Source organism: Brevibacillus sp. HB1.3, assembly GCF_013186635.1.
GTDB classification, from domain to species: Bacteria; Bacillota; Bacilli; order Brevibacillales; family Brevibacillaceae; genus Brevibacillus; species Brevibacillus brevis_D.
The window spans coordinates 137,200-162,200 of sequence record NZ_JABMIT010000010.1 but is presented as its reverse complement, the minus strand read 5'-3'; the positions used below and the strand labels follow the sequence as shown (position 1 = coordinate 162,200).

Sequence of the window (25,001 nt, the reverse complement as noted above, 5' to 3'; positions counted from 1 at the left end):
TTTAGGTGGTGGTGAAAAATTCCCGCAAACGGTTAATTCCCTCGTTATACTTCGCGGCAGAGTATGAGAGGCGCAGTGTGTTCGGGATGCCAAAGTCAGAACCCGGTACAGTCGCCACATGTGTTGCCTCGAAAATTTGTGTAGCCAACTCAAGCGAGGTGCTAATGCCTTTTCTCTTCATAAACGCTTCGCAATCAAGCGTGAAGTAGAAGCTGCCTCTCGCTGGCAGAGCACGGACATCGGGTACATTTTGGAAAGCGTCAATCGTGTAGTCCCGACGACCTTTGTAAAGTTGGACTAAATGATCAACTTCATGCTGGTAATCGAGCGCAGCCATTGCCCCGAATTGTACGACCGGGTCAGCTGTGAGCAGTGTGTGGTGCTGAATGACCGTCAGTGGTTGCACCAGCTCATCTGGTACGATCGCATATCCGACACGTCTGCTATACATCCGATACGCTTTGGAAAACGCATCCGTTGTGATGAAGGTAGACTTGGTATTTTTCAGCTGCATCACGGATTCGCACTCGTCATCGAAGTAAGTGTTCGCATAAATCTCGTCATTGATAATAGCTGCACGGCCGTCTACGATTCTGTCGATCGTATACAATTCCTCTTTTGTAAGAATATTTCCCAAAGGGTTACCAGGCGTGTTGATCACGACCACTTTCGTCTTGTCTGTGAAATTCTCTTTGAACGAATCCACATCAAGTCTCAATGTATCCATATCAATTTTGTAGTAACGAACTTTCGCACCGACTAAGAGCGCGCAGAAATGGTAAAGCGAGTAGTACGGAAGTGGCAGCAACACTTCATCGCCCTCTTTAAGCAAGAGGTAGAACAGGTTACGGAAGAGTGTGCTGGTACCGACACTGATCACGAAATTTTCCGGCTTGATTGTCACATCGTATTTTGTTTGATAGTGGGTCGCGAGCTTATCTTTCAGCTCAGGCAGACCACCTGGATATACGAGCGAATATTTTTCAAAGCTGTTCAACGCCTGTTGCATGGAGTTGATAATTTCGGGATGCAGCGGCATTTCTGACTTCCCAAGAGTCATGCGGATCGCTTCTCCACCGTTTCTCTCAAGCTCATTTGCCATCTGGTCCAGTACAAACATCAAAAAGCGCTCGTCGTGAAAATTAATTGAGGATCTGATTTCCATATTCTCCTACCCCTTTTACTTTATTTTGGATTTTTCTGCTAACATTTTTAGGATTTTCACATAGCGATCCGAAAGCGATTCAACATATGTCGTCTGAAGCATAGCTGGATCAAAGGTAAAAACGACATGGATACCTTCCGAAGTTTCTGCTACTTGGAGAACTAATGGGCTTCCGGCCATCTCTGGCTCGACTGATCGTTTGACTTCACGTTTCCAAACAGCTGACTGAGCTTTGAACGGAATCGTCTGATTGACAAAAAGTGTCGGCCATCCCATGTTCGTCGTCGCTTGCCAGTGCTCTGACGGATACAACGCGAGCGCTTGCATTCGGGCACGTACTTGCTTCGTTTGATCCAATAATTGTGAAAACGAACTGATCGTCTGCATATCCATCGTGAGCGGTACGATGTTGTCATAGTTGCCAAGTGTATGCTCCAGCGCATTTTGCGTCCGATTCGTCATCACTACCCCAAGCGTCAAACTAGACAATTGGGTGACCTGTCGAAGCAACAGCAGGTAGGAAGCAAGTAAGATGTCTCCCAGCTCCTGATTGGACTGAGTAGCTACATGCAGTAAATCGGCGTGATTCGTCGGGTCGATATACTGCTCGACTTGGCGCTTCGCTACCCCTCCAGTACCAAAAGGTTGAGCAGTAAGTGGATTGGCTACTGTCAACCACTCGTGGCGCTCGGCCTCGAGATGTCCGTAATAAAGCATTTTTTTCTGCCAAACAGCGAATGCTTCTTCGTAGCGAGGCTGTTCTTCCGTAGAAGGTTTATGCCCTTCTGCCATCGTCTGATACAGAGCCTCCCATTCCTCAAGGAGCAGTCCGATGCCTCGCCAATCACTAATGGAGCTGTGAAGACTTCCCATCAACCGATAGTGATCAGCAGCCAGCTTTACCAGTTCAAATCGAGCCAAACTTCCTGCATGATGCTCAAACGGTCTCTTCTGCTCGGCAATCAATCGATCCCGCAACCATACCGTTGCCTCTTCCTCGCTTTTCTCCTGTAAATCCCAAAACGCAAGTGGAATCGGTTCGGATAAGCCTTGTGGCAACAGCTGTGGAAAACGTCGCGTGAGAGCTTGCCATGCTTGCTTCATAGATGACGGTTCGATTCTGCTTCGAAGCTCGATGTCAAAACATCTGACAGCCACAATCCCCTCTTCTTGTTCCTGCTTCAGCAAACGTTCCTGAACGAAGGAATAGATGGGCGTAGCTTCCGAATGAAACTCGCCTAGAATCGGCTTAGGTCTTTCGGCGGCTGATTTCCCGTCGGTTAAAAGTAGGTAGGGGGCATCTGTCAGGAGCAGATTACGTCCTGCCCGGTCTGCAAAAGAAACGGGGATATCACACGCAATCAGAGTATCGATCCGTTCAGTCAGATTCGCTACCCTGTCCTCTATTTGGTAAACACCACAACCATTTTTCATGAGCGCCCGCTGTTCTTGCGAGTGTTCCATAAGAGGCTCGACCAATTGGATACTGCTCTCACTCGCTTTGCCCAATGTGATGATACTCGCTTGCGATTGCCGATCCAGATATTTCTCGTGAACACGGTAGCCCAGGAACGTAAAGAACGACAATGCCTGATCAGCATCTGGTGTAAGTAAACGGACAGCAGACCGCTGATCGCTGCTTTGCCATCTGTCCTGCTTCATATCCTCGCTCTCTACAAGTTCAATCAAGCCTACCGATTCCAGAAAGAGAAAGGCAACGAGTCTATGATTGAAAAGCACCGCTGGCTTAGGAGCGCTGACCAAATCGTATTTGAACCCAGAATCAACTAACCTTTTCAAAAAATGATTAATATTGGAAATAGAATAACATAGATGGTACGGCCCCGTCCCCTTCTCTTCTAACAAACGAATGCAAGGTGACGTTTCATCGACTGGCGCAATCAACTCGATTGGTACACTTCCCGGTTTCATGCACATCGAGAGATACACGTTTTGTTCTGGATCATGCAAGGAATCGCTTGCATCAAACCCGAGAGTGCCATACATGATTTGAGCCGGACCCAGTTCCGGAACGGCAACTCCGACATGATGAAGGCGGTTCATCACGCCCTCTTTTTCTGCTTGGTGATGTACGATGTCAACATCATCCAATCGCTGCTTCGGATGCTTCAGAAGCGCAGCGAGTACACGCAAATAGTTGTCTGCAAAGCCTTCCATTGTCTCCGCTTTAAACAACTGGGTATCGTATTCCAGCACGCATCTGAATTGATCAGCGAGTGGTGTAATATCCAGCTTAAAGTCAAGCTTCGACGTCTTCGATTCATGCGGAACCTCTTCAAACTGCACGTCACCCAATGTAAACCTGACTTCTTGCTCCCGTTGGTTATGAAAGATCAGCATCGTATCAAACAATGGATTTTGCGTTTGCTGGATGCCTGCAGCGCTACGAGCAACGATTTCTTCAAACGGATACTCCTGATGTTCATAAGCCAGTAACAGACTGCGCTGAACCTCTTGTACAAAATCGGTATACACGAGCTCGGCACGAGGACGATTGCGAATCGGTAGGAAGTTGATAAAGACACCGACGATTCGCTCCAAATCGGGATGGTTTCGTCCAGCTACCAGTGAACCGACAACGAAATCTTCCTGAGACGTGTATTTCATCAACAACACGTAATATGCCGACATCAAAACAGCATGGACAGTCACTTCGTTTTGCTTGGCAAACGCATGCAAATCACCGTACGTAGAATCAGTAATGAAGAACGTATGGTGATCGCCCTGGAATGTCTTAACAGCGGGACGCGGGTAATCCAGTGGAAAAGCCATAAGCGGGACTCTGTCGCTAAAGGTGTCCACCCAATATTTTTCCTGCTGATTCCACTGCTCGCTCCCCCGCTTTTGCCACTGCCAGTCGGCGTAGTCCTTGTATTGAATAGGCAGTGCAGGCAGCTCTTCACCCACGTACAATCTAGCGAAGTCTTCCATTAACACATTCAGTGAAATGCCATCCAAAATAATATGATGAGAGTTGAATAGCAGGTAATGCTGAGTGGCTGTGACCTCCACTAGGCAAACCTGAAGGAGAGGGGCTTTCGTCAAATCAAAAGATTGCCGGAAGTCCTCCATCACTTCGTCCAATGTCCTGCCATCGCTATGCATCGTTTGGATCTCAAATGGCACATGGTCGCTGATGTACTGATACACTTCTCCATCCTGTACCGCAAACGAAGTACGGAATGCTTCATGCCTATGGATGATTTCATTAAATACACGTTTCACTCGACTTACATCCAAATGACCGTTTACCGCGATTACACCCGACATGTTGTAGCTGGTGCTTTCCCCTTCAATTCCATGCATTACGAAAATTCGTTTCTGTGAAGAAGAAGCCCTGTATCTCTCAGCTTGACTGACCCGATCAATCGGTGTGTAAGATATCGCCTGTCTACCTCTGATGCGATCAGCCAATTGTCGAATGGTCGGGTTCTGGAATACATCCTTGATTGTGATGTCCGTTTTTCTCTCTTTTTGCAATCTGGTCACGAGTTGAGCAGCCTTCAGCGAGTGGCCTCCTAGCGAGAAAAAATGATCGTGCACGCTTACTTTTTCGACTGCCAAAAGTTCTCGCCATATTTGTGCCAATTGCTGCTCAAGTTCATCTGCCGGGGCATCTTCCTTTCCCGAGCGATACTGCGTGTAATCCAGACGTTGCAAGGCAGTCTTGTCTACTTTTCCACTCTGAGTCCGAGGCAAGGCATCAAGATGGACGAAAAAGGCAGGTAGCATGTAGTCAGGCAGATAAGTCAGCACTGCCTCTCTCAGAACGTTTTCCTCAATCGGATGCATCGCGGCCAAGCATGCAACCAGATAAGGATCGCGCTTTGACTCCTGAATAGCCACTACCGCTGCTTCCCGGACACCAGGCTGACGGCGCAGGACAGCTTCAATCTCCTCCAATTCAACGCGGTTGCCACGAATCTTAATTTGGAAATCCTTGCGACCAAAATATTGCAGATGTCCCTCATCCGTCCAGCAAGCCAAGTCTCCTGTACGATAAAGCCTGCCATACGGGGTCAGGATATAGGACGCTCTGGTTTTTTCCTCGTCTGCGATGTAACCTTCCGTTACTCCCATCCCGCCAACGTACATTTCCCCTATTACTCCTTTGGGCAACAGATGAAAATCTTGGTCCAGAAGAAAAACACGAACGTTGTAACTCGGATATCCGATCGGAAGCGGGTTTTCAAAAGGCCCTTGTCGCGGTACACAATACCCGGATGCCGAGATACTATTTTCCGTCGGACCATACAAGTTGTACATCTGCGCTTGAGGTAACAGGGCTGTATGTCGTTCTACTAACGAAGAAGATAACATCTCTCCTGTACACAACACTTTTTGAATCGAATCCAGCGATCCATCAGCCGCGTGGTCAAGCAAAGCGTGATACATCGTAGGGACGACGAGTATCGCGTTTGCTTGTTGGCTCTCGATGGCTGCCGCTAGCTTTTGCGGGGATTTGTTTTCATGTCGCTGCAACAAGCAAAGGGTACCACCGCTGATGAGTGTGCAGAAAATCTCGACAACCGATGCGTCAAAAGTCAATGTGGCGATCTGCAACGTTCTCGTCTGCTCTCCGAACCCAACAAATTCAATGTGCCACCAAAGAGCGTTGATTAATTGATCGTGCTTTACACGCACACCTTTTGGCGTACCTGTTGAACCAGAAGTAAAGATGGCATATGCGGTACTCGAAGGCGTCGCTTTTCGCTGTGGTATTTGCGTTAATTCCTGTGCCCAGCAAGCTGGTTCATCCAGAAGAAAGACCCTTGTTTGCAAGTCAGCAACGAGTTCCAGATAGCTGCCCTCTGTCACGATCAGACTAGGCTGAATCTGGCTTACGATCTGTTCAATTCGCGCTTTTGGCAAGTCTGGATCAAGTGGGACATAGTAACACCCAGCTTTGAGGATAGCTAGCAGTGCTGTAATCATTTCAGGGGAACGATCACACATGATAACTATCGGTCTACCTGCATCTGTCACCTCCTTTTGCAGAGCGTAAGACAGGCGATTCGCTTGCTCTTGTAGCTCCTTGTAAGTCACTGTCTGCTTTCCTTGTACAAGCGCAACTGCATCTGGTGTTTTTTCTGCCGCTTGATCAATCAACTCGTGCACGCAGTAGTTACTCGGAACTGGCACGATTTTCATCTGTTCCTCAATCATCTCGTGCCGCTCATGATCACTGAGCAAGGTAAGGTCACGAATCTCTTGATCTGGATCAACCGCAATCTGCTCGAGAAGGCTCTGATAGTGAAGCGCAAGGCGTTCGATTTCCTTCGCTTGAAACTTCCATGCCTGGTAGTTGACATGGACTGTCCATTCATCACCTGGTGTTACTTCCAGCACCAATGGATAGTCGGTTGTTTCATGTGAAGTAATATTTTCTAGCTCGAAATCAAGTTCCAATCCGGACAGCGTCTTGTCGATTGGATAGTTTTGGAAAACGAACAAACTATGCGCCAAAGGGGTTTGTACGTCCATCTCTGAGCAGTTTTTCAACTCAACTGCCGGCACATACAAGTGCGGGGCCATCTGGTGCTGCTCTTCCATCATGACACCCAGCAGGTCTTTGACTGTTGTCGTTTCTGTCCGTTTGACCCGGAGCGGATACGTCTTGATGAAGAGGCCGACGATTTCCTCTACTCCGGTGAGATGGGCAGGACGTCCGGCGTAGGCCACTTCAAAAAGAGCATCCCGCGTATCGCTGTATTTTTGCAGCAAAATACCCCATGCGGCTTGCAACAGTGTGCTGATTGTCACACGGTAACGCTTGGATGTTTCCTCCAGTGTCTCCGACAGCGTTCGACTAAGCCGAAGATGATAAGAAGAATACTTCCGCTCTTCGTTACGATCCCGCATATAGGGAAGCGGTGTAGGCGAGCTAATTCCTTGTAAGGAATCTTTCCAATACGATAAGGATTGTTCTTTCGATGCTTCTTTGAGAAAACGCAGATACTCCTTATATTTCGCCTTTTGTTTGATCGCAGGGGACAGCCCCGAGCACAATTGTCCATATGCTGTAAATATCTCTCTTAGGAGAATGCCAGAGCTCCATCCGTCCATGAGAATGTGATGAAATGACCATATGACTTCATAACGATACAACTCCATCCTTATTACTTGAATGCGAATGGTATTGCCCAACTCAAGCGTGAAAGGTGTTTGCTTGTCCTGTGACAGCAAGGCAGACAGTTTTCTTTCACGCGCACCAGATGGTAACTCGCTCCAATCGAAATAAGGAATCTCCAACGTCTTTTGCTTGAGAATGAGCTGGACAGGGGCTTGAAGCCCCTCCCAGCGAAAAACCGTACGAAGCATTTCATTGGCCTCAAACGCCATCGAAACAGCCTGCGTAAACAACTCCAGCTGAAACTTGCCACGAAGGGTTAGCCGATGCTGTTCGAAATACAGATTGGAATCCTTTTGGAGTCGGTAGTAAAACAGCATGCCCTCCTGCGTTGGACTTAACGGCAAAATGTCAGCTATATTGTTTTTGTCGATCTTGTTCATCACAATTTTTCTCTCCTGACTCCCTTACCGAACAGCTTCACTCGGCAGGTTTTCCACGATCTCCCCATCTGCATTCACGTACGGCAAGCCATTATGTTCGAAAACATGGTCGAGGCAGTACATCTCTCCCTGTTTGTAGTCCAAAATCATCAGGTCTTCTGAACGGGTTGGGATTAGTTCCTTCAACCGCTCTGGAAGATAGTCTGGTCCGACCGCTTGATGCCATTTCAAAACAATTTTTTCAGGGCGCTCGGCTGTCGGATAAAAGCCACAAATCTCTAATTTTCCAAAGTCGTGCGAAGTAAGAAGCACCCCTTTTTTCTCTAAGCCACCCAGATTGCGTTTGGACTCAGCTACATTCCGGAACGCCTCGTCCAGTGGAATGGCATACTGCTCGACTCCCCTAACTGGCATGAACACCGTCAAATAATACGAAATGATTCGATTATCCAAAAACTTGCGCTGCAAGTCGATCAAGGTCTCGACAGAATCGTTCACGCCACGAATGATAGCAGGCTGTCCGCGAATCTGGACACCGACTGATAGCAGTGCTTGCGTTGCTTGGATCGAAACGTCACTGATTTCCCCTGGATGGTTAAACTGGGAAATCACACTTACCTGCTTACCGGGCGTCTGTCTTACTTGGTCAAAAAACGCCAGCAGCTCTCCATCAAGAAAACGTGCAGGGTCATAAGCCAAAGCTTTAGTTGCAAAGCGAACGAGTCGAATACTCTTCACACTTAACAGCGTGCTGATCAGCTTGATTAAGTCAGAAGTTTTACGGAAAGAAGCAGGGTCTCCACCGGTAAAGAGGACATTATCGATGTACGGATGGGCTTCCAAATACTGCACTGCCCTTTCTGCCTTGTCCATAATATTGGTGTATCCAATATCCTCGTGGCGGATTTCGTTCACTTTATAGCAGAACTGGCAGTTGGCAATACAAAAGTCGTCGATGTGAAGCAACAATGTCTTTTTGTACTTGTGTTGCAGGAAAGCTGTTTCATCCTGACGGTACGACTTGTTTCCATATGGATCAAAACGGCCTTTATAGGGTTTCACTCCCGGTGGCGGAAGCACGATATTGATCATCTGGGTACGATAAGGCTCTGATTGACTCGCAATCAACTCGGCATAATAGCGAGTCACCTTGAACGGCATATAAGACTGCTCCAGCAATGCACCGCGTTCTTCCTTTTCAGCTTCTGTAAAGCCGACAATTGTTGCGAATTCCTCAAATCCCTTTTTTCCCATTAGTACCTTGACACTCAATGTAATCCCTCCTGTCATTCATTAAACACTCGTCATTTTTGGCTTCTCGGAAAACTTGGTCAAGCATGAGATTCGCTTCTTAACCAAACAGCAAATCCAGCTCTTTTTGCGTCAATTCCACCTCTTCAAAATCCGATGGTGTAAATTCAGGGACCTCTTGGTGGCAGCAATGATCAATGAGCTGCTCCAATTCATTGATAAACAACGTAAGTAACTTCTCCATGGTCTCCTCGCTATACTTGCGCAAGCTGTACGTAACAGAAACCTGAAGTTCTCCTTGACGAATGAGAGCAGCCACGTCAAGCAGTGCTGTCAAATGATTACCCACTCCGGCATCAACCGCCAAGTTTCCTCCCATGAGAACCAGCTCATCACTCAGTTGATTATCCACGGATCCCAGATAATTGAATCGTACATGGGATTTTTCCACTGCCGCGAGCAGATCAGGCTTTAGCCAGCCAAACCCAAGCCCCCCCATCGGAATCTGGCGCAACTTCTCCTTTATCCCTTTTAGGTGATCGGTCCGATTAGATGGATTCGTTTCAAACAAAACAGGATACATGCTGGTAAACCATCCTACTGTTCTGGTTACGTTCATCGTATGAATAGAAGACTCACGCCCATGTGACTCCATTACCAGTAAGAGACGCTCCCTATCAAACACATCACTCAGTGTCCGAGTAAGTGCTGCAACCAATAGGTCTTGGGGACCCGTATTAAACATTCGGTTGGCTGTTGTCAACAGTCGCGATGTCATCTCGGCTGAAAGTGTGCGAGTAGATGTAGCGCTGTATTCTACCAAGTCTTCGCCAAAATCGAAGTCAGTCGGTAGCTGGTCTTCCGGGATGGAAACCATGTCCCAATATGCCTTTTCTTTGCTTGCTTGAGCCGACTGATAATAGGAGGAGACTTCCTTGATCCACGCTTGCATCGAATGCGTTTTATCTGGTAAGACAATCGACTCATTACGTTTCAGACTGGCCAAGGCGCTCATCAAATCTTCCAGGATAATCCTCCAGGAAACGCCGTCCACAACAAGATGATGGGCCGTCAGAAACAATCGCTGAGGTCGATTCGGTCCCAATTCAAAGAGACAACCGGTAAACAGGATTGATTCTTCCAACTTGAAGCTAACAGCACAATTTCTCATCGCCTCAAGCATTCTTCTCTCCTGTTCTTCTTGCGGTAAGGAAGAAAGGTCGACGTAAGATACTGACACTCGATTGGTTAGGTGGCGCTCATTGTAAAAGAGCTTCCCCTCTTTTGCCGAGTAATTGAGTCGCAAACAATCGTGATGATTAACCAGTGCTGACAGACTCGCCTCAAACTCCTCCAGCGTTACTTTTTCCTTGCTTTCGAGGAGCAACGACTGGTTCCAATGATCAGCATTGCGGAACTGTTGTGACAAAAACCAAGATACAATGGGAGATAAAGGCAACTCGCCCGTACACGGCTCTTGTGGGATCTGTTCCACTCCCCAACTCCAGTCACTTCTCGCTTTTAGTTCTGCAATCGTGTCATAAATCAAGATGTCTCTAACCGGAATCTTGATTCCCCGCTGATGCAATCGATAAGAAACCTGAATCGCCTTGATCGAGTCCCCCCCTAGCTGGGAAAACGGGTCCTGTAAACCAAATGGCGAATGACCGAGCACGTCCTCATACACTTCAACCAATAGCTTGTCAAACTCGTCACGAGGACTGGTTTCATCCTCCGCACCTTTTCGCTCCATGACGGGTTCGGGAAGCTGTTTTCGATCAACTTTGCCATTTGAGGTCAGCGGAAATTGTTCAAGCTGCACGATTTGCGAAGGGATCATGTAAGCGGGCAATCGACTTGCCAGTTCTTCGCGGAGCTCTTTTTCCCGGAAAGATGTTTCCGTGATCAAATAAGCACAAAGGTACTTACGCCCCCACGTATCCATTCGATCAATCACCACTGCCTCACGCACAGAAGAATGACCAAGTAGCTGCTGTTCAATTTCACCCAACTCAATGCGGTATCCATGAATCTTCACCTGATAGTCAGCTCGCCCCAAATACTCCATGACCCCATTGGGACGATAGCGAACCAGATCGCCTGTCTTGTACATCACTTTCCCTGGCTGAAACGGATCGGGTAGGAAACGCTCTTGCGTCAATTCCTCGCGGTTAAGATACCCCCGTGCCACACTATCTCCCGAGATGAATAGCTCTCCAGTCGATCCGATTGGGATTGGCTTCCCATATGAATCCAAAATATAGAGCTGCACGTTACTGATCGGATGTCCAATTGGTACAGATCCTTCGACATCTGTCACTGGATCGTATTGATAGATCATGCATCCGACTACTGTCTCGGTAGGGCCATACTCATTGAGAATTTCGATTTGTCCGTTCCATTTCGCATGAATGGCCTCAGCCAGACTCACCTTCAAGTCCTCGCCGCCCACTATCACTCTCTTTACCGTAGTAGAAGGCAGAGCAATCTCTTGCAGCAAAAACAGATGGGCAGGTGTCAGCTTTACAACATGGGAGCGTCCGTCACTAAAGATGCGCGATAACACAAACTCAGAATCGGAGTGAGGATAAATAACCATCCGATTTCCCTTTACCAACGGGCAGAAAATGGACGTAACCGTCAAATCAAATGCCAGTGAGGAATACAGAGCAAACGCTTCTTCAGGACAAGAGAGATAGCGGTCTTTCGCCCACGAAATATAGTTGACTAGCCCTCGATGAGTAACCATGACTCCCTTCGGATTTCCAGTAGAGCCTGATGTATAAATGACATAGGCCAAATCATCTGGCTGATTGACCGATTCCAGGATTGCCCCATCATTTCGATACAGGGACGAATCACCGAGCTCCAGAATTGCTTTGGACCACGAAATATCCACTTTTCTCGAAGTGTGACGAAGCAACAGGTCCGCTCTAGAGTCAGAAAGCAGATATTCAATACGCTGTGAAGGGAGTTGAGGATCAATCGGAAGGTATGCCCCGCCAGCTTTTAGAACAGCCAACAGTCCGATGATCATCTCTGGCGAATGATCTGCTAGCAACGCAACAATTACACCAGGACCAACTCCTCGGTTACGCAACACGTGAGCCAGTCGATTCACTTGATCCTGCAGTTCCTGGAATGTCAGTGTGCGCCCCTCTGACTCCAATGCAATTCCTTGTGGCGAGCGCATTACTTGCTCTTCAAACAACTGGACAACCGTCTTCTCGCTGGGATAGGAAGATGCAGTATCGTTCCATGTATGGAGCTGTAGTTCCAGCTCTTCCTCAGCAAGGAAGTTCAGATTGGATAGCGGTACTTCTGGATTCGAGATCATCTGATTGAGTAGCCGCACGAGATGATCCGTTATCCGGTCAATATCTTCTTCCGTGTACTCGGCGATCTTATAATCCAATTCCAGCGTCAATTGTTCATCTGTAGCCCACTCCCTAATAATGACTTGGAGCGAATACAGCTGGTGACCGTTGTAAAACTCCTCATTCGTCACGGAGTACCCGCCAAGGGTGAAGGGCAGCTGCGTGCTGTAATAATTCACACAAATCTGAAACAGGCTGTCATAGCCATGTTTCTTCAATTCCAACTCTTGAGCCAGCAAATCGTACGGATATTTCTGATGAAAAAAACAGGAAGTCAATTCCCTGTTGACATATTTAACATAATCGAAGGCATCCATTTCCATCGGAACTGCCAGACGAAAAGGCATGGTGCTGGTAAACATCCCGAATATTTTGCGCTCCACTTTGCCTGAACGATTTAACAACGGCGTACCGATCACGATTTCTTCTTGCCTCGTACAACGCTGAAGGTAAAGACTGACGAGAGCTACAAACACGGAGTTTAGCGAGCATTTCATCTGGTCCGCAAACTGGCGTATTCTTGTCGAATCTTCCTTGTTGAATGCATAGACTTTGCGCTTGCCTTCGGTAGTATCTGTTGCCTTTTGTAATGTCGTGATTACGGGCAAGCTCTGAAACTTGTCCCGCCAGTAGCGCTTGTCCTTTTCAAATCTCTCAGACTGAGCATAGGCATGCTCCCTGTCGACAAAAGCTTGATAAGCGTGTTCATCTCCTACATGAACGGTACCGCCTGCCAACAATGTGTCATAATAGTGAGCAATTTGTTCTGTCATGATTGAGATGGACCAGCCATCAGCAATTAAATGGTGCAGCTTTACAAAATACCCCGCTTCCTCGTCACTCAGTTGGATCAGACAAAAGTAGAACAGAGGTCCTTGTCCGATTGAAAACGGCTTTGTAAACAAAGCTTGCAGGAATTGTCTGCACCGATCAGGGGCATTCGGTTCCTGACTGAAATCAAACACCTGCAATGGCTGCGGTTCGTACTCTCCAACAAACTGAAGGACTGTCTCTTCCTCCTGATAGTTGAGTCGCAAGGTATCGTTCTTTTGAATGAACAGGTGAATGGCCGCTTCCAGTACATCCAGCTTCACCTTTCCTTGAACGCGCACCATCCCCCCTAACGTATGGATAGGAAGCTGTGGATGTAATTTTTCCGTATACCAGATACGCTTTTGTGGATGACTTAAAGGATAACCGACCTTCCATTGCTTCTTATCTTGGCGCAAAGAATATCCCCCTTTCTGAATTGTGTAGATGTAATCACAACTCAGACATGGTAAAAAATCAAATCGGTTACAAATACTTCCAGTTTCAACTATATAGATGACTCTTCTGTAGTGTCAAATGAATTTTCCATAAATTGTTATTTCTGAAAATTTGACTAATTCTCTCTCTTTCCCTTTCTCTGGTGCTGCATAGATATAGAAAAAAATTTGTGCACTCTATTGATTTTGACTTTCTTTTCACGTAGGATAAAATGTAATATATTGACAAAATAACAATTCCCCGGAAGGATGAATGTGATTAGATGTCTGTGACACTTCGTGAAGTAACTTTGGAAAACTGGGAAGAGTGTATTGAACTGGAACCTACTCCCGAACAGAGCGAGTTTGTTGCCCCAAACCTTTACTCCATCGCTGAATCAAAGTTTCAAACGACATTTGTTCCTTTGGCCATATACCATGATGACACGATGGTTGGCTTTGTCATGTATGGGCTTGACCCCGACGATGGAAATTACTGGATTTACAGACTCTTAATTGATGCGAAGTACCAACGTCTAGGATATGGACGTACTGCGATTTCACAAGTCATTGAGATCCTGAAAGCAAAGGAAGATTGTCAAAAAATTGTCATTGGCTATGCCCCAGCCAATGTCGCAGCCGAAAACCTTTACGCTTCGCTCGGATTTCAAAAGAATGGCATGGTTTTGTTCGGCGAGACGATTGCAGAATTGAACTTTTAAGCGAGCTTTCATTACCCAAAAATGAAGCAGCGGCGACCTAAGACCTGAAAATCAAGTCTTAGACTCGCCGCTGTTTGAATTGTTTCCCGTATAGTAAAAAAGCACACCATCCATGTGTCTGTAAACATCATGGTTAGTGTGCATTCGTTTTTGATATGGTGCCGGTGAAGGGACTTGAACCCCCACGGTTTCCCTCACGATTTTGAGTCGCGCGCGTCTGCCATTCCGCCACACCGGCAAGTGAACTATGAATAAATTAGCACATCATCGATAGAAAATCAATGGTGGGGAGAGACGGATTCGAACCGCCGAACCCGGAGGGAGCAGATTTACAGTCTGCCGTGTTTAGCCACTTCACTATCTCCCCACAATATGTGCTGTCTATCTTCTGCTATTCTCTTCAACCAGAAGCGACATTTATTAATTTATCATGAACTTTGTTTGACGTCAACATATTATTTTCATTAACTCTCTTTTTTCGCCAAGATCTCCTGTGCCCACTCGTGAAAGACGCGCAGTGCCTCATCTACTTCTTGAAAGATTGCTTCTCCCTCACAGGCGTATTCCGGGAAGTCAAGTATACGGTTTTTGCGAATCTTCACTTGCCCTTCTTCACATTTTATCTCCAAGAAGTAGGGAACGGCTTCATCGATTCCATAACTGTTTTCTAAAAACTCGTAGGTACGTACCCACTCCAAAATTCGAACTTCCGATGCTTTTAAGCGAAGCACCTGCTCCAAGGACATAATCGTTTCATTCCCGTAGTAATACATGTTATTCAGCCTTTCTGCATGAAAATGGACGGAGCCGTGACTCCGCCCTGCTATGGATGTAATAGATTAGATCGAGGAAAGTAGCTCTCTCAGTTCTTTGATAATCACTTGCTGGTAGCCAGTGCCTTCTCCATACTGCTCGAGCATTTCGGCACGCGCTACTTTAATCTTCTCTTCATAATCCGTGGCGTTTCGGTCCGGGTTTTGTTGTTTGAATGCCGTCATGACAGCTTGGACATGCTTCGGTCGTGGTCCCCATTTTGCCAGAACATGTCCACCCGTGTCTGCGAAAATAACAACAGGGATCGCCCGACCACCCATCGTAAGAAACTCATCCATGAGATCGAGGTGTTCTTCCATCACCATAATTTCCACTGGCATGTCTGTTTCTTTCAAGGCATGCAAGACGACTGGCAAGTTGCGAACGACGTCGCCACACCATTCCGCAGCCAAGATTAAGCATCTGAGGTCATCACGATGCTGGAGAGAAGCAAAAAACGCACGGTCTTGTTCATCCTCCCATGAAAATGCATCCGACCAGTTTTGGTATGTATCCTGATTTTTCGTCATGCTTTCCACAAACGCTTGTGGCTTGAGCCCCGCACGGAATTTATGTGCTACATTTGCCCCCATTTTTTCTCCTCCTTTTGTATCGCTTCGCCTATTCTTGGTTTTTATTCGCTGCTTCGTTTGCTTCCTTTTCTTGATTAGCCAGCTCCATCATTTTTTGCAACAAAATATGCTGCGGCATGTGCATGAGGCGTTCCAAAGGTACCTGAAGTGCTTCCGCCAGTTTGACTGCCGTCTCCGGTGATATTTGTAATGGACGCATGTCAATTTTGCTCCTTTCCCTTGCTTTCATCAGTCCCTTCAGTATAATACACAGCCGTTAAACCTGCCAGCATGCAAGCCTGACACTTGGGAGCCTTTAACCTTTGTAACATGTTGGCTCTACTGATCCCTCTTTCACATTTGCTCAGGCCAATTCTTAATGAAAAATTAAAAAAGAGCCACCCATAGGTAGCTCCAAAATGGAGTCAGGGCTGTTTGATCCCTTCTCACCGTACGCGAAGGGACTATCTCTCGTGAGCAAAATATCCCGCACAATGGAAAAGGACGAACTATGGCTTTTGCTTGGTAAGGATGCATGGTACACCAAAGCCGATCGCGCCGGGCTGGGACATCTGTTCCAGATATGCCAACCCTCTTGCACATTGCTGTTTGCATACTTGACATGTATGGGACGTTACGATTCTCAGTTGTACTTGATTGGGATGCTGTCGTGTATTCTTCTTCTTTACCTTTTTGCCCTTGGCCATCCGTTTTCCTCCCTTTGCCCTAGATCACTCCAGTCTATGAAGGAGAACACCACCGCTCTTTAGGCAAGCATACAAAATCAAGATGATCGTCTGCAAAATGGGCCTTGTCAAACGTGTCACAAATAGAAAAAGCCGCCGGAGAATTCTCCCCCAGCGACTTATGTGCCTTCCTTATGGCTTTGGACTTAACAACTGGCGCAGTTCCAGCTCCAGTGTAGGAGCATCAACCATGCCAATGATCTTTTTTCGTACGATCCCATCCGCGTCAATCAAGTAAGTCGTTGGGAATGCCATCACCTTGTAACGGTTCGACACAGTTCCAGCTACGTCCATCGGTATCGGAAATGTTAGCTTATAGTTGGTGACGAAGGCCATGGCTGCTTCCGGGCTGTCATTGCTCGTGACGTTCACACCATACAGATCAACCTGTCCACCGTATTTTTCATAGACTTTTTGTAAATCAGGCGCTTCCAGCTTGCATGGTCCACACCAGGAAGCCCAAAAATTCAAGACCAATGGTTTCGCCCTTTTTCCTTCTACCTTGTACGTCTGCTGATCCAATCCTGTCAGTGTAAAATGAGGAGCCGCAAAACCAACTTCCGGTTTTTGAACCTCTGCTACGATTGCGGCTGTTTCTTGAGGCTTTTCCCAAACAGCAAGTCCGACCCCCAATAGTACGATCACCGCGAGCAACAGTTTTTTCATCTTGTCACCTCTGCCCTACTGAGTTAGAATCCCGTAAAGCCACCGTACATTTGAATGAGAACGCGTGTGATATCCGTCAGTTTATCTGTATACAGAAGAATACCGAACAAAATCATAATGGCTCCTCCGATTTTCATAAACAGGTCGGAATACTTCACAATCGCTTTCACCTTACTGATGAAGAACGTCATGACAAAAAAAGGAATGGCGAAACCAAGTGTATACGCCAATGTGTAAGCCAAGGCGCTTGAAGGATTGGATACACCCATGACGATAATGCCAGAAAGAATGGGTCCCACACAAGGTGTCCAGCCAGCTGCATACGTCATTCCCACCAGTATGGACCCAGTATACCCCAATGGCCTCGATTTTAAATCGATTTTAAAAGAACGCATCATCCAATCCATTTTAAACACGCCAAGCATAACAAAGCCAATAACAGCAAGTAAAATACCGCCCAATTGACGAATCAAATCCTGCTGGTCGGTGAACAAGCTTCCGATCCAAGATGTAGACAGTCCCAGCGCAACGAAAATGATCGAAAACCCGACAATGAAGAAAAAGGTATGCAAGAAGGCTTCCTTGCGAAAAACCGCTCTCCCTTTCTTTACCTCATCAATCGTTACTCCAGTTATGTAAGACAAAAAGGACGGATAAAGCGGCAGGCAGCAAGGAGAAATAAACGAGAGAAAACCTGCTGCAAAAGCCACAAACACAGTAATATCGCCAGTCATATGTACCTCCGCTGGGTATTTTATCCACTATCTTCTCATTGTATCGAATCTTTACCCCCTTCAAAAGTAGCAATGACACTTTGTCTTAAATCCGTGACAATTTCCTTTTCATAATGAGATAGATAAAGATAGCTCATGATTCGCTCTGTATCCATAATATGGCCGAGTACTTCCATTGTACACAAAAAAGAGACGGATGTACTCCGTCCCTTTTTTGCTACTCTTTTTCTTACTGAATCGTAACTTTGCCGCCATCTTGTAGCAATGTTTGCCCTTTTACCACGATCTTATCGCCGGCAGACAAGCCTGTCAAAATTTCGATCTGATCACTGGAGGATTTGCCTGTAGTGACCTCGACTTGTTTGGCAATGTCACCTTCCAGCTTGAATACATACTGTTTGCCATCGCGATCAAAAACGGCACCGCGCGTTACAACGATCGATTTTGCTCCGCTTTCCCCAACCGATGGGAAGGTCACATTCACAACCATATCGGACTTCAGCTCATTGGATGGGTTCGGAATCGTAATCTCCACTGGGTATGCCTTGAGCTGCGAATCCATGACTGGACTCATCGCCGTCACTTTGGCATCAATCGTTTTTCCTGTCGATTGTACGTTTACTTTTACGGTTGTTCCTACTTTTACTTTTGTGATATCTGCTTCTGACAGATTTGCTTTTACCAGAAGTGGGTTCGTGTTAACGACAACCACAACCGGCTGCTGACCTGCCATTTGACCAACTGCACCGCTTACGCTGGAAATATATCCGTTGATCGGTGACGTCACAGTCGCATTCGCCAATTGCTCACGAGCATTTTGCAGACTTACTTGTGCTTGCTGCACAGATGCTTCAGAAACTTGTACGCTCGTTTTTTGACCAGCTGATTGTAAAGCCTGCTGTGCGTTATCATAAGAAGTCTGTGCTGTTGTCAGTTGGGAGTTTGCCTGTTCCATCTGCTGTGCGGAAATCGCTCCTTGTGAAAAGAGCTGTTGCATCCGCTGCTGGTTGACTTTTGCATCCTGAAGGGCAGTTTCTGCCTGCTTCAGACTATTTTTTGCTTGCACCAAGCCTTGATCTGAACTGCTGCCTGCTTGGTTTAAGCTGGCTTTTGAGACATTGTAGGCTGCTTCTGCTTGCTTGACACCGTTCACCAGATCTTTTTCATCGAGCTTGAACAATACTTGACCTTTTGTCACGTATTGTCCCAGTTTCACTGGCAAGGCAGAAATTTTACCGCCCATTTTCGGGGAAACTTGCACTTCCTCACTCGGCGCCAGCTTTGCCGTGAGACCAGAATCTGATACTACTGAGCCCGTAGCAACAGTTTCAACCTGTACAGGGGTTGCGGCTTCCACCGTTTCCGTAGGCGGCGTTTCCGCTTGCGGGCTGGAGCACCCTGCCACTAGAGTGATGGCCAGCAATGCCAAAATGACGGGTTTTTTACTTCGTTTCATGTATGTCCCTCCTCTTCCCACAAACGTCTTACGATTCCAAAGCGGGATTGATTTTCTTTTGTTTCTTAGCAAGTTTCTTTTCTAGTTTCAACTGGCGCTTCAAGCGTCTCTTTTTCCCTGCATCATCAAACCAAGAAGCAACGACAGGAACCAGAACCAATGTAATCAAAGTAGAGAATCCAAGACCGAAAATAACCGTCACGGCCATTGGTGCGTTCGTCTCAGATCCGGCGCCACCAGAGAACGCAAGTGGTCCAATTGCCAGAATCGTGGTGAGTGTCGTCATCAAAATCGGACGAAGACGAATCGGGCCAGCGTGCAGGATCGCATCAAACAGCTCCATACCTTTTGCACGTAGTTGGTTCACGTAGTCGATCAATACAATCGCGTTGTTCACGACCAGACCGATCAACAAAATGTATCCGATCAAAACCCCAACGCTGATCGTCGTGCCTGTCACCAATAGTCCAAGCAGAACGCCTGTAACGGTTGGTGGCACGGAGAACATAATGATAAATGGGGTGTATAGCGATTCAAACTGTGCAGCCATTACCATATAGAGCAACACGACTGACAGGACAATCGCGAGAGCAAGGCTACTGAATGATTCCATCATTTCTTCACTTTGCCCGCCAAAATCGACTGTGTAGCCATCCGGGAGATTCAGCTTCGAAATTTTCTCTTGCACTTCCCGTGTAACAGAGCTCAGGTCACGCCCTGCCAAATCACTTGTTACTTGAACTTCACGGCTTGAGTTGGCACGGTTAATCGATACCGGAACATCTATCTTATTGATAGTCGCAACCGAGGTCAATGCGATCTGTGCCCCACCAGGAGCGGAAATTCGCAAATTGTTCAAGAAGTTGATATCTTCCTGATACGATTTTGGCAGCTTGAGGTTGACGTCAATCTCATCATCACCCGTGCGATAGTGCGTTACCGTTTGACCTTGGAAGGAAGTACGAACACTGGAGAGAATTTGTCCTGTCGTCAATCCGTACAAGCTCGCCTTCTCAGCATCGATTTTCACTTCCAGCTCTTGTCTTGATTGTTCCAAGCTGGTTGTTACGTTACTCGTACCAGGTACCTTCTCAATCTCGCCTTTAATGATACCACTGATGTCTTTCAGTACAGCCAAGTCATCCCCGCTCACCTTCAATTGAATGGGGGAACCTGTAGACATACCGGCTGGTGCACTTACCTTAATTTCTGGTCCGGCAATATGCTTCAGCTTTTCCTGGAGATCCATCACAATTTCATTGGAGGAACGTTTGCGCTGGTCGAGATCTACCAGCATCAGGGTGATCGTTCCCTGATTGGATGACAATGTACTCGCTATCGGTGATGCATTGCTACCAACCGAAGTCGCTACAATTTTCTTCTCTGGAACCGTGTTGACAATTTCTTCTACTTGTCTGGTTACTTTTTCGGTTTCAGCCAAAACCGTACCATTCGGCATTTTAATGGAGATGTTTACCTGACCTTGGTCCATAGCTGGGATAAACTCTGCCCCGATCATCGGAGTTAATGCGAGAGAGCCCACCATCAGGACAACCGAAGAAATCATGACTGTTTTACGATGGCCCAATGACCATTTTAACAATCCTTGGTAGCCTTTTTCTACTTTGCTAAATCCAATGTTGAACCAAGTAACTGGATTAATTCCACGATAGTTCTCATGATGCGTATGCGACGGAATTTTGTTCAAAATTCTCGAACTCAGCATCGGCACCAGCAAAATGGAGAATACAAGCGCCGCAATATGTGAGTAAACAACCGTCAATGCAAGTGGTCCAAACAACTCAGAAGCAATACCTTCCGTGAGGGCAATCGGCAAGAATACGCAAATTTGCGCCAAAGCAGAAGCCATTACTGCTGTACCTACTTCTTTGGAACCATCCAAGGCCGCTTCCATCATACCTTTTCCCTGTTCTCGATGACGGAAAACATTCTCGAGCATAACAACCGCAAAGTCAATCAATGATCCTAATCCCAACGTCAAACCGGAAAGGGAAATCAGGTTGATCGTCTGTCCTGACATGTACATCAGCAAGAACGTAGCGACGATCGATACAGGAAGAACGATGACCGCAATTACCATGGATCGCAAGCTGCCCAAGAAGAAGAACAGCAAGATCATACCGATACCGCCACCCAACAGGGCATGTTCAGCGGTCGTGTAAACGGAATCCTTAATGTAGGTGGATGTGTCTAGAGTTGTAATGATTTGAACGCCTTCTGGCAGTTCGCTTTTGATTTTCTCCAGCTCAGCTTTTACATCATCTGCTACCTCAATGGTGTTTCCGCCAGAAGCTTTTGTCACTCTAATACCCAAGCTAGGTGTTCCATTCACGTAACTCATTTGCGTTACATCTTGATGCGTGTCTTTTACCTGGGCAATATCGCTGAGCCTGATGGAGTTTCCTCCAACAGAAATTGGTGTCAGCGCGATTTGATCGACATCAGCATACTCACCTTGTACACGGATGTTGAGTTTGGCATCACCCTCACGTACCGCTCCACCGGAACCTGACAAGTTGCTGCCCTGTAGAGCCTGCTGGACTTGGTCAAGTGACAAACCATACGCCGCCAGTTTGGCTGGGTCGACGGTAACATCGATAATCCGGCTTTGTCCACCGCTGATGGAAGCAGATGCGACCCCATCAATACGCTCCAGGCGTGATTGGATCATATCCTCTGCCATCTTTTTCAATTTGTTGATATCTTGCTCACCCGTCACCGCAAACTCAATGATCGGTGTACTATTCGGGTCAATACGCAGTACGCGTGGCGCTCTGGCTGAGTCAGGCAAAGAACCACGAACCTGATCTACCTTCTCCCGCATGTCGAGAGTCGCCTGATCAAGGTCTGTCCCCCAGTTAAACATGAGGATAACCTGCGAGGCGCCTTCCATCGATACCGATTGTATACTATCTAAATCGGATACCGTTGCAAGTGCGTCCTCAATCGGCTTCGTTACTAGTTTTTCTACCTCACTTGGAGATCCGCCGTCTACGGATGTAACCACGACAGCAACCGGGAAGTTCAAATCCGGCATGAGATCAATCGCCAAGCGAGGCAGTGAGACGAAACCAAAAATTAGCATGGCCAGAGTCAACATAATCATGGTGACCGGGCGTTTAATCGATAGTTCAGAAAGATTCAATCCACTCACCTCTTTTTTATATATCTGCTAATTTTTTGTGAGAAATAATTCGCATAACGAAATGAACAAGGTAAATTTCACAGTAACATTTCGTTTAACGAAATATAAAGGGGTGAAACCATTTTTAAACGGTTTGTGAATTTCCCCATTTCACGTCTCGCTGTTGGTACACACGCTCTGTCAGTGACACCCACACAACTCGTCGATCTGCTTGGTCCCGGAACCTGCGTACCAGGTTTTCCTGCTCCAATCGGTTAATAAGACCGGAAGTTGTGCTGTATGAAAGACCGACAGTCTTACTTATGTCCCCCATCGTTTTTGGCCCGTTTCCAAGCTGCTCCAGAATCAAGACCTGTTGCCAGGTTACATCGCTTGTATCCAGCTCTTGCTCAGAAATCGTGGTAAACAAAACACTGGCTTCTTGCAGGAGTTTTGCCAACTGAATCAGTTCTTTCATAAGAACCTCCCTTGCCATCCTTACTTAACCACTCCACACCCATAACTAGTCGTTTATTTCCCAAAAATAATTCTACTGAAATGTATATGTAGTGAAGTCTACCCAGGGGTAGATTTCTGACAAGGATTTATCTATCTGGAGATAGACGACAACGCATGCTAGAATGAAGTTAAGTGATTATCCGGCAGAGAAAGAAGGACTTCTCATTGTTGAAGATAATGATGAAAGCCATACAAAAACGTTTGCTGATCATGTGGTTTTCCATCTTACTCGTATTAGCTTTGCTTCCTGATTCATTTAAACGGGAAACTCCGTTGCAATTTTCCCTTACCATTGTACTATTTATTTGTTACCTTGTGGTATTTTGGATTTCCAAGAAAAAATGGAAGCCTTTCCAATTCGAATTAGTCGCGGTCGTGCTTGGAATCGTTTCCTTAGTAAAGTCTCTCACCTTGGGGGGAGAGGGCTTCGGCTTGATGCTCCCACTCGCTGTTTTTATCGGTTTTCACATTCATGGACGCCGAGCATTGGCCTATGCTACTTTTTTCGGTACGTGCAGTACGCTTTTTTTATATTTTGAAGAAAATCTGAGATTCACGCACATCATCTCTTATATTCTAACGTATGTGGGTTGCTATATCGGTGCACGTGGCTATCGGATTCAAAGAGAAGCATACGAAACCAACCAACAGCACCTGGAGCAGCTGCAAAAAGCACATACAGAGTTGCAGGAGGCACACTTACAACTTCAAGAAGCAGCGCTTCATTCCCTGCAAGTAGCGGTTCTGGAGGAGCGAACGAGAATTGCCCGTGATATTCACGATGCTTTGGGTCATAGTTTGACTTCACTCATTGTCCAGCTACATGCCTTGAAGTATATGTTGCAGCATGGACCTGACAACGCACAAGAAGCCGTGCGCAACATGCTTGGTGTTGCAAAGCAAAGTCTGGAGGATATTCGCACATCTGTCCATACACTCGCTTTGGATAAAACCTCCTTGGGACTTACGCCTCTGCGAGCTCTTTTGTCGCAGGCTCAAAAGCATACAGGAATAAAGATGGAGCTGATATGCTCCGACCTGGACATCCCGCTCTCTCAGGAAATGACGATAACGTTTTATCGAATCTTGCAAGAAGCGATCACCAATTCCTTACGTCATTCTGACGCAAAAGAAATTCTCGTCATTATTGAACAAAAGAAGGACATCCTTTTGTTGTCCATCCGAGACGATGGAAGCATCACGAGCGACCAAAAAATCAAACCTGGCTTTGGCCTAACTGGCATATTTGAACGGATTCAACTATTGAACGGAACTCTCGCGTACCGCATTCGAGAGCCCCACGGATTCCAACTCGATTTCAGCTTTCCGATTCACCAGAATGAACCAGAAAGGAACATGCGAACATGACCGTTAAACAAAAAGAAGGAGCCATTCGCGTGGTCCTAGTAGATGACCAAACCATGATTCGCCAAGGTTTAGGTTATGTCATACAAATGCAAGCCGATATGGAAGTTATTGGGGAAGCATCCGATGGTGTAGAAGCAGTAGAACTGATTGGCTCCCTCGCACCTGATGTCGTTTTGATGGATGTTCAGATGCCCAACAAGTCGGGTATTGAAGCCACAAGAGAAATCATGCTACAGCATCCTCGCACGAAGGTATTGATCCTCACCACCTTTGACAATCACAATTACGTGGTGGAAGGGATTCGCGCAGGAGCGGTTGGCTATATGCTAAAAGATGCCGACTCTCAGGAAATGCTTGATCTGATTCGCAGAGCCCATCAGGGAGAAGCCCTCTTCCACACCGTAACAGCCGCAAAAGCCCTTGCCGAAGCTCTGCAAGGTCAACGTGAGACACCTGATTCGACAAGCACCTCCCAATCAGTCTTGCTAGATGAACTCACGGATCGGGAGTTAGATGTACTTCAACAGATCGCAGATGGCTATCGAAATGATCAGATTGCGCAAAACTTGTTTATATCTGAAGGCACTGTCAAAACACATGTGCATCGCATCCTGCAAAAAATGGGTGTTGAGGATCGTACTCAGGCAGTGGCAAAAGCTCTGCGACATAAAATCGTGAAATAAATC

Annotated in this window: 17 protein-coding genes and 2 tRNA genes; 3 read left to right on the top strand and 16 right to left on the bottom strand. The window is 46.7% G+C overall.

Features of this window, described 5'->3' with window-relative positions; genetic code table 11:
• Window position 1: 1 nt before the first annotated feature.
• The 4 genes from HPY31_RS21840 to edeP all read right to left on the bottom strand — a co-directional run bounded on the left by HPY31_RS21840 (window position 2) and on the right by edeP (window position 13,556).
• Window positions 2-1,165 carry a pyridoxal phosphate-dependent aminotransferase gene (locus tag HPY31_RS21840; protein WP_172142432.1) on the bottom strand — a complete coding sequence of 388 codons (1,164 nt, stop codon included), beginning with the start codon at window positions 1,163-1,165 and terminating at the stop codon, window positions 2-4.
• A gap of 15 nt (window positions 1,166-1,180) precedes the next feature.
• The gene (gene edeN / locus HPY31_RS21835) at window positions 1,181-7,699 is read right to left on the bottom strand and encodes an edeine non-ribosomal peptide synthetase EdeN (protein WP_172142480.1); all 6,519 of its coding nucleotides are present in this window, start codon (window positions 7,697-7,699) and stop codon (window positions 1,181-1,183) included.
• A 24-nt stretch (window positions 7,700-7,723) separates the two neighbouring features.
• Window positions 7,724-8,971 carry a lysine 2,3-aminomutase gene (locus HPY31_RS21830; protein ID WP_041749467.1) on the bottom strand — a complete coding sequence of 416 codons (1,248 nt, stop codon included), beginning with the start codon at window positions 8,969-8,971 and terminating at the stop codon, window positions 7,724-7,726.
• Between the two features lie 79 nt (window positions 8,972-9,050).
• A complete protein-coding gene (edeP, locus tag HPY31_RS21825) occupies window positions 9,051-13,556 on the bottom strand; it encodes an edeine non-ribosomal peptide synthetase EdeP (protein ID WP_172142431.1) in 4,506 nt (1,501 codons plus the stop codon).
• A gap of 302 nt (window positions 13,557-13,858) precedes the next feature.
• On the opposite strand from edeP, the gene edeQ reads away from it, so the two are divergent.
• Window positions 13,859-14,296: an edeine self-resistance N-acetyltransferase EdeQ gene (edeQ, locus tag HPY31_RS21820; protein ID WP_016743538.1), complete on the top strand. Its 438-nt coding sequence runs from the start codon at window positions 13,859-13,861 to the stop codon at window positions 14,294-14,296.
• A 156-nt stretch (window positions 14,297-14,452) separates the two neighbouring features.
• Here edeQ and HPY31_RS21815 read toward each other — a convergent pair.
• From HPY31_RS21815 to HPY31_RS21760, 12 genes are all read right to left on the bottom strand, one after another.
• A tRNA-Leu gene (locus HPY31_RS21815) sits at window positions 14,453-14,534 on the bottom strand.
• A gap of 44 nt (window positions 14,535-14,578) precedes the next feature.
• A tRNA-Tyr gene (locus HPY31_RS21810) sits at window positions 14,579-14,663 on the bottom strand.
• A gap of 97 nt (window positions 14,664-14,760) precedes the next feature.
• Complete coding sequence (locus HPY31_RS21805; RefSeq protein WP_172142430.1) at window positions 14,761-15,069, bottom strand: hypothetical protein; 309 nt, start codon at window positions 15,067-15,069, stop codon at window positions 14,761-14,763.
• Window positions 15,070-15,135: 66 nt separating this feature from the next.
• Window positions 15,136-15,702: a thioredoxin family protein gene (locus HPY31_RS21800; protein ID WP_172142429.1), complete on the bottom strand. Its 567-nt coding sequence runs from the start codon at window positions 15,700-15,702 to the stop codon at window positions 15,136-15,138.
• A 28-nt stretch (window positions 15,703-15,730) separates the two neighbouring features.
• A complete protein-coding gene (locus HPY31_RS21795) occupies window positions 15,731-15,901 on the bottom strand; it encodes a YycC family protein (RefSeq protein WP_015891498.1) in 171 nt (56 codons plus the stop codon).
• Window positions 15,902-16,190: 289 nt separating this feature from the next.
• Window positions 16,191-16,388: a hypothetical protein gene (locus HPY31_RS21790; RefSeq protein ID WP_142496758.1), complete on the bottom strand. Its 198-nt coding sequence runs from the start codon at window positions 16,386-16,388 to the stop codon at window positions 16,191-16,193.
• 171 nt (window positions 16,389-16,559) lie between these two features.
• Window positions 16,560-17,093 carry a TlpA family protein disulfide reductase gene (locus tag HPY31_RS21785; RefSeq protein WP_064199206.1) on the bottom strand — a complete coding sequence of 178 codons (534 nt, stop codon included), beginning with the start codon at window positions 17,091-17,093 and terminating at the stop codon, window positions 16,560-16,562.
• A 23-nt stretch (window positions 17,094-17,116) separates the two neighbouring features.
• Window positions 17,117-17,827, bottom strand: coding sequence for a cytochrome c biogenesis CcdA family protein (locus HPY31_RS21780; protein ID WP_015891503.1), 711 nt, complete (start codon window positions 17,825-17,827; stop codon window positions 17,117-17,119).
• Window positions 17,828-17,862: 35 nt separating this feature from the next.
• Window positions 17,863-18,003, bottom strand: a complete 141-nt coding sequence (locus HPY31_RS21775) for a hypothetical protein (RefSeq protein ID WP_172142428.1) — start codon at window positions 18,001-18,003, stop codon at window positions 17,863-17,865.
• Between the two features lie 53 nt (window positions 18,004-18,056).
• On the bottom strand, window positions 18,057-19,283 hold the full coding sequence (locus HPY31_RS21770; RefSeq protein WP_172142427.1) for an efflux RND transporter periplasmic adaptor subunit: 1,227 nt from the start codon (window positions 19,281-19,283) through the stop codon (window positions 18,057-18,059).
• Window positions 19,284-19,311: 28 nt separating this feature from the next.
• On the bottom strand, window positions 19,312-22,449 hold the full coding sequence (locus HPY31_RS21765; protein WP_016743530.1) for an efflux RND transporter permease subunit: 3,138 nt from the start codon (window positions 22,447-22,449) through the stop codon (window positions 19,312-19,314).
• Between the two features lie 124 nt (window positions 22,450-22,573).
• Entirely contained in the window at window positions 22,574-22,906 is a 333-nt protein-coding gene (locus HPY31_RS21760) for a MarR family winged helix-turn-helix transcriptional regulator (protein WP_035985616.1), read from the bottom strand.
• Window positions 22,907-23,124: 218 nt separating this feature from the next.
• On the opposite strand from HPY31_RS21760, the gene HPY31_RS21755 reads away from it, so the two are divergent.
• Window positions 23,125-24,315, top strand: a complete 1,191-nt coding sequence (locus HPY31_RS21755; RefSeq protein ID WP_216675753.1) for a sensor histidine kinase — start codon at window positions 23,125-23,127, stop codon at window positions 24,313-24,315.
• Window positions 24,312-24,998: a response regulator gene (locus tag HPY31_RS21750; RefSeq protein ID WP_016743528.1), complete on the top strand. Its 687-nt coding sequence runs from the start codon at window positions 24,312-24,314 to the stop codon at window positions 24,996-24,998. The genes HPY31_RS21755 and HPY31_RS21750 overlap by 4 nt, the downstream gene beginning before the upstream one ends.
• The last annotated feature ends 3 nt before the right edge of the window (window positions 24,999-25,001 follow it).

Excerpts from the sequence above, each read along its gene's own strand:
- HPY31_RS21770 (WP_172142427.1), bottom strand. The coding sequence starts at position 19,283 with ATGAAACGAAGTAAAAAACCCGTCATTTTGGCATTGCTGGCCATCACT.
- edeN (WP_172142480.1), bottom strand. The coding sequence starts at position 7,699 with ATGAACAAGATCGACAAAAACAATATAGCTGACATTTTGCCGTTAAGT.
- HPY31_RS21760 (WP_035985616.1), bottom strand. The coding sequence starts at position 22,906 with ATGAAAGAACTGATTCAGTTGGCAAAACTCCTGCAAGAAGCCAGTGTT.
- HPY31_RS21795 (WP_015891498.1), bottom strand. The coding sequence starts at position 15,901 with ATGCGTCCATTACAAATATCACCGGAGACGGCAGTCAAACTGGCGGAA.
- HPY31_RS21755 (WP_216675753.1), top strand. The coding sequence starts at position 23,125 with ATGATGAAAGCCATACAAAAACGTTTGCTGATCATGTGGTTTTCCATC.
- HPY31_RS21805 (WP_172142430.1), bottom strand. The coding sequence starts at position 15,069 with ATGTATTACTACGGGAATGAAACGATTATGTCCTTGGAGCAGGTGCTT.
- HPY31_RS21785 (WP_064199206.1), bottom strand. The coding sequence starts at position 17,093 with ATGAAAAAACTGTTGCTCGCGGTGATCGTACTATTGGGGGTCGGACTT.
- HPY31_RS21750 (WP_016743528.1), top strand. The coding sequence starts at position 24,312 with ATGACCGTTAAACAAAAAGAAGGAGCCATTCGCGTGGTCCTAGTAGAT.
- HPY31_RS21790 (WP_142496758.1), bottom strand. The coding sequence starts at position 16,388 with ATGGCCAAGGGCAAAAAGGTAAAGAAGAAGAATACACGACAGCATCCC.
- HPY31_RS21780 (WP_015891503.1), bottom strand. The coding sequence starts at position 17,827 with ATGACTGGCGATATTACTGTGTTTGTGGCTTTTGCAGCAGGTTTTCTC.
- HPY31_RS21840 (WP_172142432.1), bottom strand. The coding sequence starts at position 1,165 with ATGGAAATCAGATCCTCAATTAATTTTCACGACGAGCGCTTTTTGATG.
- HPY31_RS21800 (WP_172142429.1), bottom strand. The coding sequence starts at position 15,702 with ATGGGGGCAAATGTAGCACATAAATTCCGTGCGGGGCTCAAGCCACAA.
- HPY31_RS21775 (WP_172142428.1), bottom strand. The coding sequence starts at position 18,003 with ATGGAAGTACTCGGCCATATTATGGATACAGAGCGAATCATGAGCTAT.
- edeQ (WP_016743538.1), top strand. The coding sequence starts at position 13,859 with ATGTCTGTGACACTTCGTGAAGTAACTTTGGAAAACTGGGAAGAGTGT.